Source organism: Leisingera sp. JC1 (assembly GCF_001679925.1).
GTDB lineage: Bacteria > Pseudomonadota > Alphaproteobacteria > Rhodobacterales > Rhodobacteraceae > Leisingera.
This window is the reverse complement of record NZ_LYUZ01000105.1, coordinates 21,623-35,770: the sequence shown is the minus strand read 5'-3', so window position 1 is coordinate 35,770 and position 14,148 is coordinate 21,623. Positions and strand designations below refer to the sequence as shown.

The following is a 14,148-nucleotide window of genomic DNA, read 5'->3' as shown; positions in this document are numbered from 1 at the left end:
TGGCTGAATGAAGCGGAAGACGGGCTGCTCGGTGCCTTTGCCCGCGGGCTGCGGCGCGATCAGGCAGCCGTCGCCGCGGCGCTTCGGGAACCATGGTCGAACGGGCAGACTGAAGGGCAGATTAACCGCCTCAAGACGCTCAAACGCCAGATGTATGGAAGGGCGAACATCGACCTGCTCAAAGCGCGGCTCGTTCAAGCGCTCTGATCTGAGGGAGGCCGAAGTTGCACCAAAACTGAGTCAGAGCCAGTTTTGAACGCTCATTGACACTGAAGCGGACGCCCGGGCGGCGCTGCGCCGGTTCCGGGCCCACCCCTTCGGCAAGCAACTGGATCTCGGCGGCGGCCTGAGCGCCGAATTCATCCGGGCGGGCCACCTGCTGGGGACTGGTCAGATCCGGGTCAGGGCCGGCGGCAAGACGGTGCATTTCAGCGGCGACCTCGGCCAGGACCGCGATCCGCTGATGCCGCCGCCGGAACCTTTTGCAGGCGCCGATGTGCTGGTCTGCGAGTCGACCTACGGCGACCGCCTGCACCCTGCCATTTCCCCAGAAGACGAACTGGCTGGTATCCTGGCCCCGTTTCTGAAGCAGAAGGGCATCGTGCTGATCCCCGCCTTTGCCGTCGGCCGCGCGCAGGGCATCATATACTTGCTCTCCCGTCTGATGACGGCCGGCCGCATTCCGCGGGTTCCCGTATTCCTCGACAGCCAGATGGCGACGGATGCCACGGACATCTATGCCCGCCACTGCGCCGAGCACCGGATTGCCCAGCAGGACTGCGCGCGTGTTCAGCTCCCTGTCCGGATCAATTCAGTAGCCCAGTCCAGGGAACTGAACACGCGCGAAGGCCCGATGGTCATCATCTCGGCCAGCGGCATGATCACCGGCGGGCGCATCCTGCATCACGTGGTGAACTTCGGCCGCCGCCTTCGGACCATGATTGTGCTTTCCGGCTATCAGGCGGGCGGCACTCGCGGCGCCTCTCTGGCCGCAGGCGAGCGCCGCCTGCGCATATTCGGGCAGGACTATCACATCGGTGCCCAGATCGCCCAGCTCCAGACCTTCTCAGGCCATGCCGACGCCGATGAGCTGCTGCGCTGGATGGCTTCTGGCCCGGCGCCTGCCATGACATATCTGACGCATGGCGAGCCCGAAGCCTCTGACGCGCTCCGGCGGCGTCTCGCGCATGAACTGGGCCGCCCGTCGCGGGTGCCCGAACACCTGGAAGTCATCCGCATCGGAAACCCGGCCTGACCCGGCTGCACCCGCAGCAGCGCGTCTTGCCCGGCACCCCGTCGACCTCAGCCAGGGATTGCCAACTTGTTTTCTCCTGATTGAGAGGAGCGAGAGCTCTGCCTGTCAGGCGAACATTTCGGCAGCATAGCCATGCCAGAGATCGAACGCGTCGGCCCTGGCATGGCGATCTGAGATGGCGGAGAGTTGATAGCGGCGCGGGCGAAAGACGGTGTTGATCTGATCATGGGCAGCCAGAAATTTCTGTGCTTGTCGGGGCGATTTGAACCGCTCCACCAGCTTCTCGCGTTATCGTGTTGGCCTATGCGATCCTTCGACCCTGTTGTTCAAGCCCTTGTGTGCGCGATGATCCGCGCCCGGCGTAAGGTTCCGGATCGGCTTGAAATAGCTGCGCAACTTGTCCGTGATCATGACACGCGCCTCACCGAACCGGTTGATCAGCCTTGCCAGAAACCGCCTTGCAGCCTTGGCGTTCCGCTGCGGCTGAACGAAAATGTCCAGCACGTCGCCGCTCGCGTCGATCGCCCGCTAGAGCCAGTATTTTCTTCCATTGATCGGGATGACGACCTCATCGAGATGCCATTTGTCGACTGCGACCGGTCTGTCACGCCTGATGCAACCGGCGAAGTGGACCCCCAAACGGTTTACCCATTACCCGATCGTTTCCCGGCTGACCATCATACCCCGAGCGGCGAGAAGATCCTCGACATCCGCAGTGCTGAGCGCGAAGCGATGGTAGACCCAGACGGCATATGCCACGACCTCACGAGGAAAACGGTAGCCTTTCAGGCGGGGCATGGCGGACGGTATATTTATACTCAACGCCTAACCAGGCACCGCTCTGCAAACAAGTTGGCAATCCCCTACAAGAAGCTCTTCGGCGTCAGGTCTCGTTGGCGCATGGCCTTCCGCAATTTCTCGAAACCACGTTCGCGCAGCTGCCGGACGCGTTCCCTCGAAATACCGTATCGCGTACTGAGACTTTCCAAGGTTGCAGGAGGGTCGTGGAGCTGCGTCGCGACGACGATGTCGCGTTCACGATCTGGCAAGGCGGATAGCAATTCGACGAGCTTGCGGCGCAGCACCGCTGTCTCCAACCTCTGCAGGGGAGCCGGATCTTGGAGACTTTCCGGATCGACCAGGAGGGCGATACGATCCTCGCTCTCATCACCGAAGGTGGGGACATTCAGGGAGTGGTCCCGTCTCGTGACTTGTGCTCGCAACTCATCCACCCGCTTGGCGTCGACGCCAAGCGAAGCGGCGAGCCGCGCGTCGGCTTCCGCGCGGTCGATCCGGGGATTGGCTGCCGTCTCCGCATCAAGGGCCGCAATTTGTACGGCCGCCCTGCGCATTTGCGGGGAATTGGGCGGCTTGACAATAGACATGTTCGCCCTTTTGTAGGCTTGCACCTCCGCACGCACCCACCAGACCGCATAGGTCGCGAAACGATTTTCGCGATCAGGATCAAAGCGATCTGCGGCTTTCAACAGTCCAATGTTTGCCTGCTGGACCAAATCCGGGTCGGCCTCTCCGGAACCCGGCTTAAACCGCTTTGCAGCTGATGCAGCCATGGGCGCGAAAGCGTTGATCAACCTGTCGCGCGCGCGGCTGTCGCCATGTTCCTGCCAGGCTCGGACCAGATAGCGCTCCTCGTCCGCAGTCAGCATGTCCGTACTACGTACGCGGTGCGCGCGGCTTCCCCAGTTCCGTATATGCTTGTCCATAGGTTACCGTCATTGATTTTGAAACGATACTATTATAACCGCATCGCTATTGTCAAAATAGTTTAGATTCGATACCAGTATGGCATGATTGATGAGTTCCAGACACCGGATCGCATTGCGGAACTGCTAACCCATGTCGGCCGGTCGACAAGGATCGAAGATGGGCGCTCCGAACTAACAGCAGCGCAGTGGACCTGCTTACGCTTCTTTGCGCGTGCCAATGGCAGCACGCGCACCCCATCGAGCTTCGCCAGCTTCCAGGCGACGACGCGGGGCACAGCCTCTCAGATCATCAAGTCGCTCGAGAGCCGGGGTCTGATTACGCGGCGGCGCTCGGAGAGAGACGGCCGCAGCGTGTGCTTCGACTTGACCGAAACGGCCTATGAGATGCTGGCCTACGATCCGCTCCGCGATCTAGTAGGCGTGATCAAGCAATTGGAAACTGCAGAGCGCGATCGGTTTCTTGACACGCTGTCGAGACTGGCCTCCGCGCTGGCTGGCCAAAGGGGTGTGCCCGCGTTTGGCACTTGCCGGGACTGCAGCCACTTTGGGACCTCAGGGGGCACGGCCTATTGCGCCTGCATGGCGGTGCAGTTGGCAAACGCTGATATCGACAAGCTGTGTGGCAGTTATCGTGGTCCGGCGTTCGGCGCACAGAATGAAGAAGACCGTCATGGCGCAACGTGAACAAACCTCACTCCCCCCGCATGATCCCCATCAGCAGCGGCAAGGGCGGCGTAGGCAAATCCACCGTCACCGCGAACATCGCCGTTGCCATGGCCGATGCTGGTCTGTCTGTCGGCATCGTGGATGCTGGTGTGATTGCCAACTTCTTTGCGCGTTCTGAACTGGTTACGCCTCACGCATGAAGGGTTTTCGTTTCCCGCGCGAGATCAGCGCCTATGCCGTCTGGGTCTACCATCGCTTTGCGCTCAGCACTGCCGATGTCGAGCATCTCCTCGCCGAACGTGCGTGCTGGTCAGTCGGGAAACAATCCGGCAACGGTTGAACCGCTTTGGCCACCATTTTGCCGATTGCATCCGGCGAGACAGGCCCGGTGCAGCCGAAAAATGGCATCTCGATGAGGTGGTCATCCCGATCTGCGGCCGGAAATACTGGCTCTGGCGGGCGATCGACGCGAGCGGCGACGTGCTGGACATTTTCGTTCAGCCGCAGCGGAACGCCAAGGCTGCAAGGCGGTTTCTGGCAAGGCTGATCAACCGGTTCGGTGAGGCGCGTGTCATAATCACGGACAAGTTGCGCAGCTATTTCAAGCCGATCCAGGACCTTGCATTGGGTGCCGATCATCGTGCGCACAAGGGCCTGAACAACCGGATTGAGGGATCGCACAGGCCAACCCGGATACGCGAGAAGTTGATGGGCCGCTTCACGTCACCCGGGCAATCCCAGAGGTTCCTCGCCGCTCACGATCAAATCAACACGATCTTCCGCCCCCGCCGCTATCGACTCTCCACCATCTCTTACCTCCACGCCAGGACCGATGCTTTCGACCTCTGGAATACCTATGCGACTGAAATAGCCGCCTGATTGACAAGGGTCCCACAACTTTTCAATCATCCGCAAATAAGTTGGCAATCCCAAACAAAGGGATACGCTCTTGCATCCCCGGCCGAAAGCAGCACAAGATCCCGGTCAAATATGACAAGCACCTGTACAAGAAGCGGAATCGCATCGAGATCATGTTCGGCAGGCTCAAGAACTGGAGGCGCGTGGCAACCCGCTATGACCGCTGTCCGAAAGTCTTCCTCTCAGCCATCGCCCTCGCAGCAACCGTCATCTACTGGTTATGATTCCTGATCCTAGGCCGGCATCCACATTACAACTTCGATGTCTCCGCGGCGCCCCCGGATCTCGACCGGCTTCGTCACATCCGGCCGGGGCAGGTCTGCCGCCGTCCGGCCTGCACGCGACAGCAGGCGGGACGACGCGGTGATCGCCGCCCCATGCGCTTTTCCGACCTCCATGAGGCGGCTGGCCACATTCACGCAATCGCCGGAGGCCGAAATCTGCTGCTGCCGTTCATGACCCAGCCGCGACAGGATGATTGGGCCGCAATGCACCCCCACCCGCATTCCCTTCAGGCTTGCGCATTCCGGCGAATCCGCAATCCAGGACCGGATACGGCTTGCCAGGCCGAAGCTTGCCCGCAGCGCCTGCTCCGCATCCTCCGCCCCCGGGTCCGGAATGCCAAAGCCGATCATGGCGCCGTCGCCCATGAAATCCAGCACAACGCCGCCCAGCCGGTCGGCTTCCTCCACGACAAGCTGGTGAAACTCCTTCAGCAGGTCGCGGGTCGCGGCCGGCCCGAGGCGCTCGGAGGTGCCGGTAAACCCGCCCAGATCGACGAACATGATCGCGGCGTCCTGCGCGCGCGGCGATTTGAGAAAGGCCGGATCATCTGCAATCCGGCGGGACAGAGCCGGAGCGTGAAACAGGCCCAGGGCCTGCCGGGCCATCACCTGCAGCTTGGCCTGCCTCCGGTCGAACATCTGGCGCACCAGAACCAGGCACAAAACCGGCGGCACCGCACCGGCAAGCGGCAGCGCCAGGCTGAACCAGTAGCCATTGCCGAAGAGGAGCGCGGCCGCAGCAGCCCAACCCGCCAGCAGGCCCAGGAAAACCGTGCTTCCCGCCGCCAGCGGCAGCAGCGATACCGCCAGAACGCCGCAGGCCGCCAGCGCCAGCGTGGCCGCCGCATCCAGCCGCCGCACCCGGCCGTCGCGCACCAGCTGAGAGCCGTGCAGCAAATTGGCAATGCCGGTCGCCAGAATCTCGACCCCCGGCATGACCTGGTCAAAGGGCACGCTGAAACGGTCGCCGACCGCAGTTGCCGTCGCCCCCAGCAGCACCAGCTGCCCGTCCAGGCCGGCTTCCGCCCCGTCCAAGAGCGCCTGCGCGCTGACTGTCCTGACCGTGCCGCGCGCCCCGTAGTACCGGAGCGGCAGATGCCAGGCGATGTCCATCGGCCGGACCTCCCCCGCCACCCGCGCGCCGCCTGGCACCAGCGGCACGGCATCGCCGAGGAACAGCGAAACCGCCTGCAGGACAAAGGACGGGGCAAGGCCTTCACTAGTTTCGAACACCAATGGCAGGTGCCGCGGCGTGCCGCCTGCATCGGCCGAGATATTGGCAAGCCCCACCGAGGCGGCGGCGGCAAACTCCGGCCGCGGCCTGATTTCACCGGAGGTCTTCGGCACCGCCGACCGGCCGGCTTCGTCCGGGCCGAACAGCCCGGCTGACGCGATCACCGCCGGAAGGCTCTCCAATGCCCGCGCCAGCTCGCCGTCAGCTTCGGTCCCGTCGGCCAGCAGCAGGTCCAGCGCCACCATCCTGGCGCCGCCCGCTGCAATCGCGCGGACCAGCTCCGCCAGCGCCCTGCGGCTGACCGGGTATCCGCCGGCCGCCGCCACGGTGGCATCATCCAGCGCAACAACCGTCACGTCCCGGGGCGCGGGGCGCGGCCCGGCGATCAGCAGCCGCCAGTCGGCGAACACCGCCTCGGCCCGGTCCAGGGCGCTGGCGCGCCCCGCGATATGGTGAACCCCCAGCAGCCCGGCCCAGGCCCAGGCGGCGATCACCGCCGCCGCTGCAGCCCAAAGCGGCAGCCGCGACTTCATCGCCCAAAGCGCATCAGGAGTGCCGAAACCTTCTCAGCGGGCCATTGCTTCACCTCCATCGGCGTTCCCGCCGACACCGTGACCCCGTCGCTCCCGCCCAGCTCCACCGGATCGCTGCCATCCAGGCGGCGCACTTCGACCAGCCCTTCAACGACGAAAACCGCCGTGCCGGCTGCAGTGACGTCCACAACGAACAGGGTGCCGCGCGCCGAAACGATGGCGTGCGGGGTCATGATCTGAAATGGCCCCTTGCCGGGCGGCAGCGTGACCAACACGCCCCGGCTGGTCACATCGACCGACACGGGCGGCGCCTGCAGGGCCGGCAGCCGGAATCCGGATGCGCCTGCGCCCGGGGCTTCCGCCTCAATGACCAGCCCGTTCGCGCAGCTCAGAATGACCCGCGGCGGATCGCTCGCTTCGGTTGTTTGGCAGGACCCACCCTGCTGGCCCACAGCTGCGCTGCTCACCGCAACGGCAGCAGCCAGAGCACTGGCAAAAATCAGAAACGCTTTCCTCAACATGCACCCCCCGCGTTTTCGCCAAGACCGCTTCAGCATGATGATCAGATGCCCATAATGGCCTAGTTTTAGGGGATGACCAAATGAAATGCGGAATCGCCGGATTTCCGGCGCCAAACGCGGATTGTGACGACCATGACGGAGGAAAGCCTCGCCGCCAAAGCTGCGCTGCTGGCACAAAGCGCCCTGTTTGCCGGGCTCGACAGGACGGTGCTGCACGGCCTGGCCGCCCGCGCGCATCTGCGCCGGCATGAGGCCGGCGCGCAGATCTTCCGCTGCGGCTCGCCAGGCGACAGCATGATGGCGATCGCCCGCGGCACCGTGCGGATCAGCGCGATGGCGCCCACCGCACGCGATGTCGTCCTGACCGATCTCAACCAGGGCGACGTCTTCGGCGAAATCGCCCTGCTGGACGGCGGCGGGCGCAGCGCAGACGCGCATGCCCTGACCAATTGCACGCTGCTCATTCTCGAACGGCACGCCTTTCTGCAAGTCCTGCAGACCGCTCCGGACCTGGCCGTCAGGCTGATCGAACTGCTGTGCGCGCGGATGCGCCGCTCGGACGAACGGATGATGGAAATCGCCTTTCTCCAGCTGCCGCCCCGGCTGGCCCGGACCCTGCTGCGCCTGGCGTCCGGCGGCGGCGCCAGGCCGGCAAAACGGCTGGCCCAGTCGCAATCCGAGATCGCAGACATGATCGGCGGATCGCGGGAGAACGTGAACCGCTGCCTGCGCAAATGGCAGAAGGCGGGATTGATCGGCCTGGCTGACGGCTGGATCATCCTTCTGGACCCGGCCGGGCTGGCAAGAATTGCCGCGGCGGGCTGACGCCCTTCTCCGCATATGCCCGCGCTGTGACGCGCGTCACAGGCCCGCGGCCGCCAAGGGGCTAGACTGCGGACCCGGCGGCCTCCTGTACCGCAGAGCGGTCAGCCGCCGGCGGAAGGAGCCCGGTCATGTGGATTCAGCACAAAGTCAAGGAAAGCGAAACGCTCGAGGATATTGCAAAGAAGTACAAGGTCAAGGACCTGAAAGTCCTCCTCCAGCACCCCAAGAACAAACCCGCGGCGGCGGCGTACCGGAAAAAGCAGCCGCTCAAGAAAGGCATGGTCGTGCATACGCCGGACCCAAAGGCGAAATGCTATGTCATGAAGGTCGGCAACAAGCAGTACCCGCTGTCCGAAAAGGAATGGAAGCAGTCCACAGCGGCGCTGAACAGGGCCATGGACCTGAGCCTGAAGCGGATGAAGCGGGAGCTGGACAGCGCCAAATACCGGCACAAAATGCAAAACGACCTGGACGACGAGCATTTCATCATCTCGTTCCTGATCCGGTCCGGCGACGGCCCGGTGGCCTTGCAGGCGATGGCCAACGGCGCTGTCGCCAACCTGGAAAAAACCGTCAAAAGGCGGGATTACAAGCACTTCGAATTCAGCATGAAGCTTGCTGAAAAGCAGATCAACATGTACCGCACCGGTCTCGGCAACTGGCTCAGTGATGTGGTTGGCACCGCCGAAGGCTGGAAAACCGGCCTTTCCCTCGTGCGAGACATCAATTTCGTCATATTCGGCGCCGCGGCGATGACCCTTGCCGCTCCGGCCACCGCTGTGGCGACAGTTGCCTGGGGCACCGGAATCGGCGCCGGCACGGCGGTCATTGCCGAGAGTGCAAACCAGATCGGCAAGGTAATCGCTGGCGACCCGGTGACCAACAAGAGCTCAGCAAAGGCTATCGGCAAAGCCATGCTCCGGGGCGGAATCGCCGGCGGTGCGGGCGCAACTATTGCGAGGTTCATCAGCGGATATGTCGCTCCCAAACTGGCTGAATACATCCTCCGCAACAGAGTCGCAGCAAGATTGGCGACGAGGCTGATCTCGAAATCGCCCCTGATACCTAAATTGACCGACCGCCTCTTGGAGCAGGAGATTAAAGCGCTTGGCGAGAACGTGGTGAAGCGGTTTTCCTCGCAAGCTTACAAGGAACTCGCCAGCAAAGTCCTGGTCAAGCTGTTCGTGCGGTCTGGCGTCAGCGGAACCAGCAAAATTCTCCAAAAGATCCTGCTGTCTGACAGCAGTCGCAGACCTGTTCACATGTATCTCGAACAGAATGCCACCACGCTCAAAGGGAAAATGGACCAGAAAAAACTTGGGGAACGCATTGCCAAGTTACTGCAGCGCGATCCGGTAACTGATATGGCCTTCGAGACCTTCTGCAGAAGCAACGTGAAGAAAATCGAGGGCGAACTGCGCGCCGAGGTCAGGAAGGGGCTGAAGGCCAAGACCTGGGAATGACCGTTCCCAGGCTTTGCAGGCCGGTCACGGCGTTCCGCCGGAATGGCCGGTCATCATCAGGCTCCCTCAGCCGCGGGCGCGGTCCTCTGCACCCTCACCCGAATTGCGAGCAGTGGGGCGAGATCTTGGCGTAATTCGATGCGGTGTCGATCGACAGGCTCTTGACGGCGACCTTGTAGAACGGCCCGTCATCGATTTCCTTGTAGGCATCGATCGCCACCTTCCGGGCGGCTTTCGCCTCGGCCTGGGCAAAGGCGTCATAATCGCCCTTGTACTTGCGCAGCATCGCATCGGTGTGTTTCTGCAGGATCTTCTGGCAGGCGGAATTCATCGCCTTGACGCCCTTGACGCAGATCTTCTGGTGCTCCTCCTCATGCGCCTTGACCAGGGAAAAGCACTTGGATTTCTTATCTATGGCTTTGCTTAGGTAGATCTGGCCGGTGTAGCGGATCGACAGGGTGACCGAAGACAGGCCGACGGCTTTCTTGGTCTTCCCGTCCATATCCCATTCGAAACTGGCGTTCATCAGCTTCAAATCCGGCGAGTGCTTTCCGAACAGGACGCCTTTCTCCCCCTTCCTCATCTTTTGCAGCTTGGCATGATCAATGATCGTGACCTTCGCCTTGGCCTGAATATCGGTATCGATAATGTATTTGGTCTTAGCCATCGGGGCGCTCCGCAATAAAGGCCCAGCCGGGGCCGGTATGAATTGCTGCCATGCGACCCCCGGCGGCGGGCCATGCGAACCCGTAACCGCCGCCAAGGCCCGCTGATCAAATCTTAGCCCGGATGATTGGGCTGGCAAAGCGGACAGGCGCACGTCCGGGGGCACAGGTGGCCGTTCTGGCGGAACCGCCGCGGCAGGCCCCGGTCCCAGGCTTTGAAGCGTCCGTGCCGGTCAGTCCGCCGGGTTCTGAACGGCGCCAGGCAGGAAAACCGGGCCGGGCCTCTGACCGCTCAGGCTCGCCTGCACGGCCTCCCGCAAGGCCTCGCTGCGGTCCAGCAGCTTGCGGAACTCCGTCTCGCGCAGTTCCAGCAGCACAGACGGAGCGATGGCGCGGGCCTGCGCCTGGGCTAAGCGGGCACCGGGGGTCAGCAACGCGGCATGGCCGAACATGTCGCCCCGCCCCAGCCGGGTCACCCGGCCTGCCCGCCTGAGCTCCAGCGCGCCGGAGGCGATGAAATAGACGCTGCCGGTGCCCTGGTCCGGCAGCTGGCCGCCTGCATTGACATGGACGGTCTTCAGGCTGCGCAGGAGCTGCCGGCGGCTGCGCCGGTCCAGCGCTTCGAAGAAGGGAAGCCTGCGGATCAGCTCGGTGCGCTGCACCGCCACGTCCAGCCGCGGGCGGCTGTCCAGCTGCGCCCGGCGGGCAAGCAGGTCCTGCAGCAGGGCCGTCAGCACTTCGGTGCCGATCAGCCCGTCTTCATGCAGGGTCCGGTACTCGCGCTCCTCAAACCGCAGCGCCGCGCGCCGGATGAACAGCCGCTCCAGCTCTTCGGCATAGCCGGGATACTGCAGCCGCAGCCCCTCCAGGGCCGCCTCCAGCGCTTCCGACCGCCGGGCCAGCATCCCGTGCAGCAGCTGGGCCACGCGTTTTCCGTGAATCCGGCGGATGCGGCTGTCGACAAAGGCGCCAAGGTCGCCAAGAATGACCCGCTGCGCCAGCATGTATTCAAACCGGTCCGCCGTCAGCCTGTCCAGCAGCACCGGCACCCGCAGGCGGTTGTGCAGCGCCAGTGCCAGGCGGAAGCCGCGGCCATAGGCCAGCATGCCCCGCGCACGCCTGCGGTAGCCGGAGCGGCCCTGGGTCCGGACGGCTTCGATCAGCCGGTCGGCACCGGTGATCAGCTGCTCCGTCACGCGGGCGGAAATCAGCCGCTCCCGCAGCTGGCGCAGCGCCGCTTCGCGCTCCGCCGCGGCCAGCGAAATCAGCCCCAGCTTGACCCGGTCCTTGTCCAGAATGCCGGTGGTTTCCTCCGCCGCCCGCACCGCCTCGTCCAGCCAGGTGCCGAACTGCTTGGCCTCGTCGCGCACGGTTTCATGGTTCAGCCGGTAGCTTTGGGTGACGCCGGCCACTTCTTCGCGCACGGTCTGCAGTGCGACCGCAACCGCCTGCTGCGACAGCGCCGCATCAAAGGCAGAGAGCCGGTCCAGCCCGAGCCGGCCGACCACCCAGCGCAGGGTCGTGCCCTGAACCAGCAGGGTGAACATGACGAAGCCGGTGGCGAGAATGCCAACAAGGCGCTTGGTCTCATGCGGGATCAGCGCGTTTTCGGTCACCGCAAGCGCCAGCGCCAGCGTCAGCGCCCCCCGCAGGCCGCCCCACAGGATGGCTGCGCGGTAGCTGCGGTCGATGGCAGGCGACAGCCGCGACCAGCTCAGTGCCGGCATCAGCACAAACAGGATCAGCGCGCGGGCCGCGACGGCGGCCGCGATCACCACCAGAATCAGGCCGAAATCCGTCAGCCGGATTTCCTGCAGCAGGCGCGGGATGAACAGCGCCGCCAGCACAAAGATCATCGCCCCCGCCCAATGCGCCAGCAGGTCCCAGCTCTCGCACAGCTTGGTCCAGGCTTGCGGCGTCAGCCGCCCCGGCGCCGCCAGATGCAGCGACAGCCCCGCCGCCACCACCGCAATGACCCCGGAGGCGCCCAGCACCTGCTCGGCAATGACATAGGCCAGATAGGGCAAGGCGACCGAAACCGACAGCTGCGCCAGTATAAAATCCGCAAACAGGCTCATGACCCAGACCGCCGCCCTTGTTGCCAGCCAGCCGGTCAGCGCGCCGCCCAGGATCAGCATTGGAAAGCCAGCCAGCGCCTCCTGCATCGAGGGATCGGGAACGCCGACCATCACGAAGCCGAGGAACAGGCCAAACAGCGCAATTGCCGCCGCATCGTTCAGCAGGCTTTCGCCTTCGACGATCCGGGTCAGGCGCTGTGGCGCGGCAATCGAGCGGAAGATGCTGACCACCGCCGACGGGTCGGTGGTCGAGACGATGGAGCCGACCAGCAGGCAGGCGGTCAGCGGCAGGCTGCTCGCCCAGTGCAGCGAATAGCCCACCAGCCCGGTCGCCGCCACAACGGCGATCACCGCCAGAACGATGATGGGCACGCCGTCACCGACCATCTCGCGCAGGTCCATTCCGATGGTGGCCTGGAACAGCAGGGTCGGCAGGAAAACATAGATAAAGATCTCGGCCTGGATCGGAAGCCCCAGGATCGCCTCCGCCACGGGGTTGAGCGCATCGGTCAGTTCGGTGCGCAAAAAGAAGCTGGCGCCAAGGCCCAGCACGATGCCGATCACGGCAATGATGGCGCTGTACGGCAGCCGCAGCCGCGCGGCCAAAGGCTCCGCCGTGCCGATCAGGAAGAACAGCACGGCAATGAAGGAGATGACAACCCAGGTATCCATATCTGCCGATAGCGGTTTTCAGAAGGCGAAGGAACGCAATAGTGCAGCCCCACTGCCCGGCCGCACAAACCCGCCATTGCGGCGGCTTGGAAATTCGCAGCCAAATCCGGTGCTGTTGGGCAGCAGCGGCGCTCAAGCCCGTAATCCCGCTCAGGCCACGCCGCTCAGGGACGCCCGCCAGACGCGGAACCGCCCCTGCCCCGTCACCTCCTGCACCAGGTTCTTCGCCTCGAACCAGGCAATGTTCCTTTGCACCGCGGCGCGGCTGGCGCCGCTCAGTTCTTCGGCCAGCGGGGCTGTTACCAGCGGCCAGCTGCGGAACACCTCGATCAATCGCGGCGGTGTACGGCCCGACAGGGATTTGGCGCGGCTGCGGGCGTCGCTCTCCCACTGGTCCAGCTGATCCAGATGCCGCATTGCCCGGAGAACCCCCTGGTCCACCGCCTGCAGCCAGCGGTGCAGCCGCTCCTGCGGCTCGCCGCCGCCGCGCAGCCCCCCTGCCCCGCTCATCAGCACCGGCGCAAACAGGGCGCCGCCCTGCCCTTCGCCGGCCGACATGCGCGCAGCGATCACCGCGCCCTCCAGAACGTCGCCCTCTGGCCCGATCCCCGCCATCCGCCAGAGGTGAAAGGCAAAGCACGCGCGGACGATCGGATGCAGGGCGGATGCGGTTTTCATGATGGCATTCCACCCGGCGATCCTGCCGGACAAGGGATCTTCGCCCGGGGCGTCATGGCGGCCCAGAAACCCGGCGATATCCGCCCCTGGGCCGGGTCCGCCCGACAGGCGGCGGAACGCCCAGGCGGTGCGCTGCAGCGCCGCGGTATCATCGCCGGCCGCGCTGACCCGCATCGCCTGCCACAGCCCCAGCCTGTCGGGGGAGATCCGGTCGCCGGACAGCCAGCTGAGCCCGGACGCCTCGGCAAGCGCCAGCCTTCGGGCCCGCGCCGCAACCGCTCATCCAGCGCCCCGAACCGCGCCGCCGTCTGCGCCAGATGCAGCGCCTCCGCCGCCTGCGCCTGTTGCCACTTGGCGACCTGCGCCCGCTCATCCGGCTCGGCGCGCGGCAGCGGCGGCAGAAAGTCCGGCTCCTCCTCCGGCGGTCCGGGCAGGAACCACAGGTCCTCCTCCCCGGTTTCACCATCATAGGGGCCTTTTCCGGCATCTGTGCCGCTGCCTTTGGTTTCAGATAGGGTCCGGATCATATGTGCAAATTGTAGTCATTTTGCACATTACTCAAGCGATTTCGTCTTTCCCGGCGGGCCTCCGCGCGAGAACTGCGCTCAGCGCCACTGCACCCGCCCCTG

General features: G+C 64.4%; 13 protein-coding genes and 3 pseudogenes. 8 read left to right on the top strand and 8 right to left on the bottom strand.

Going from position 1 to position 14,148, the window contains the following annotated elements:
* Window positions 1-207: transposase (locus A9D60_RS17350; protein WP_141117925.1), on the top strand; the 207-nt coding region annotated here is incomplete at its 5' end.
* Here A9D60_RS17350 and A9D60_RS27045 read toward each other — a convergent pair.
* Entirely contained in the window at window positions 179-427 is a 249-nt protein-coding gene (locus A9D60_RS27045; protein WP_065268746.1) for a hypothetical protein, read from the bottom strand. The two genes, A9D60_RS17350 and A9D60_RS27045, sit on opposite strands and share 29 nt — an antisense overlap.
* Between A9D60_RS27045 and A9D60_RS17340 the strand changes: the two genes are divergently transcribed.
* Window positions 422-1,255 (top strand): MBL fold metallo-hydrolase, encoded by an 834-nt coding sequence (locus A9D60_RS17340; RefSeq protein WP_065268745.1) that lies wholly within the window; start codon window positions 422-424, stop codon window positions 1,253-1,255. The genes A9D60_RS27045 and A9D60_RS17340 overlap by 6 nt on opposite strands.
* Window positions 1,256-1,360: 105 nt before the next feature.
* Here A9D60_RS17340 and A9D60_RS17335 read toward each other — a convergent pair.
* Window positions 1,361-2,071: pseudogene (locus A9D60_RS17335) on the bottom strand (IS6 family transposase).
* A gap of 47 nt (window positions 2,072-2,118) precedes the next feature.
* Entirely contained in the window at window positions 2,119-2,922 is an 804-nt protein-coding gene (locus A9D60_RS17330) for a sigma-70 family RNA polymerase sigma factor (protein WP_175392978.1), read from the bottom strand.
* A gap of 141 nt (window positions 2,923-3,063) precedes the next feature.
* Between A9D60_RS17330 and A9D60_RS17325 the strand changes: the two genes are divergently transcribed.
* The 4 genes and pseudogenes from A9D60_RS17325 to A9D60_RS17315 all read left to right on the top strand — a co-directional run bounded on the left by A9D60_RS17325 (window position 3,064) and on the right by A9D60_RS17315 (window position 4,790).
* Window positions 3,064-3,666, top strand: a complete 603-nt coding sequence (locus tag A9D60_RS17325; protein ID WP_065268743.1) for a MarR family winged helix-turn-helix transcriptional regulator — start codon at window positions 3,064-3,066, stop codon at window positions 3,664-3,666.
* A gap of 23 nt (window positions 3,667-3,689) precedes the next feature.
* Window positions 3,690-3,800: pseudogene (locus tag A9D60_RS27040) on the top strand (P-loop NTPase); the annotation flags it as partial.
* Window positions 3,801-3,844: 44 nt separating this feature from the next.
* A pseudogene (locus A9D60_RS27480) lies at window positions 3,845-4,527 on the top strand (IS6 family transposase).
* Window positions 4,527-4,790: a transposase gene (locus tag A9D60_RS17315; RefSeq protein ID WP_441295063.1), complete on the top strand. Its 264-nt coding sequence runs from the start codon at window positions 4,527-4,529 to the stop codon at window positions 4,788-4,790. Before A9D60_RS27480 ends, A9D60_RS17315 begins: the two are co-directional and overlap by 1 nt.
* A 9-nt stretch (window positions 4,791-4,799) precedes the next feature.
* Here the strand turns inward: A9D60_RS17315 and A9D60_RS27255 are convergent, their stop codons facing one another.
* Both A9D60_RS27255 and A9D60_RS26640 read right to left on the bottom strand, forming a co-directional pair.
* Window positions 4,800-6,617, bottom strand: coding sequence for a CHASE2 domain-containing protein (locus tag A9D60_RS27255; RefSeq protein ID WP_065268742.1), 1,818 nt, complete (start codon window positions 6,615-6,617; stop codon window positions 4,800-4,802).
* Entirely contained in the window at window positions 6,614-7,084 is a 471-nt protein-coding gene (locus A9D60_RS26640; RefSeq protein ID WP_175392977.1) for a FecR domain-containing protein, read from the bottom strand. The genes A9D60_RS27255 and A9D60_RS26640 overlap by 4 nt, the downstream gene beginning before the upstream one ends.
* A gap of 186 nt (window positions 7,085-7,270) precedes the next feature.
* On the opposite strand from A9D60_RS26640, the gene A9D60_RS17300 reads away from it, so the two are divergent.
* The gene (locus tag A9D60_RS17300; RefSeq protein ID WP_027233715.1) at window positions 7,271-7,963 is read left to right on the top strand and encodes a Crp/Fnr family transcriptional regulator; all 693 of its coding nucleotides are present in this window, start codon (window positions 7,271-7,273) and stop codon (window positions 7,961-7,963) included.
* Window positions 7,964-8,091: 128 nt separating this feature from the next.
* Window positions 8,092-9,426 carry a hypothetical protein gene (locus A9D60_RS17295; RefSeq protein WP_065268740.1) on the top strand — a complete coding sequence of 445 codons (1,335 nt, stop codon included), beginning with the start codon at window positions 8,092-8,094 and terminating at the stop codon, window positions 9,424-9,426.
* Between the two features lie 94 nt (window positions 9,427-9,520).
* On the opposite strand, the gene A9D60_RS17290 is transcribed toward A9D60_RS17295, so the two are convergent.
* The 3 genes from A9D60_RS17290 to A9D60_RS17280 all read right to left on the bottom strand — a co-directional run bounded on the left by A9D60_RS17290 (window position 9,521) and on the right by A9D60_RS17280 (window position 13,693).
* On the bottom strand, window positions 9,521-10,093 hold the full coding sequence (locus A9D60_RS17290) for a hypothetical protein (RefSeq protein ID WP_027233713.1): 573 nt from the start codon (window positions 10,091-10,093) through the stop codon (window positions 9,521-9,523).
* Window positions 10,094-10,324: 231 nt separating this feature from the next.
* Entirely contained in the window at window positions 10,325-12,841 is a 2,517-nt protein-coding gene (locus A9D60_RS17285) for a cation:proton antiporter domain-containing protein (RefSeq protein ID WP_065268739.1), read from the bottom strand.
* Window positions 12,842-12,991: 150 nt separating this feature from the next.
* Window positions 12,992-13,693, bottom strand: coding sequence for a hypothetical protein (locus tag A9D60_RS17280; RefSeq protein WP_441295062.1), 702 nt, complete (start codon window positions 13,691-13,693; stop codon window positions 12,992-12,994).
* Window positions 13,694-14,148 lie beyond the last annotated feature (455 nt).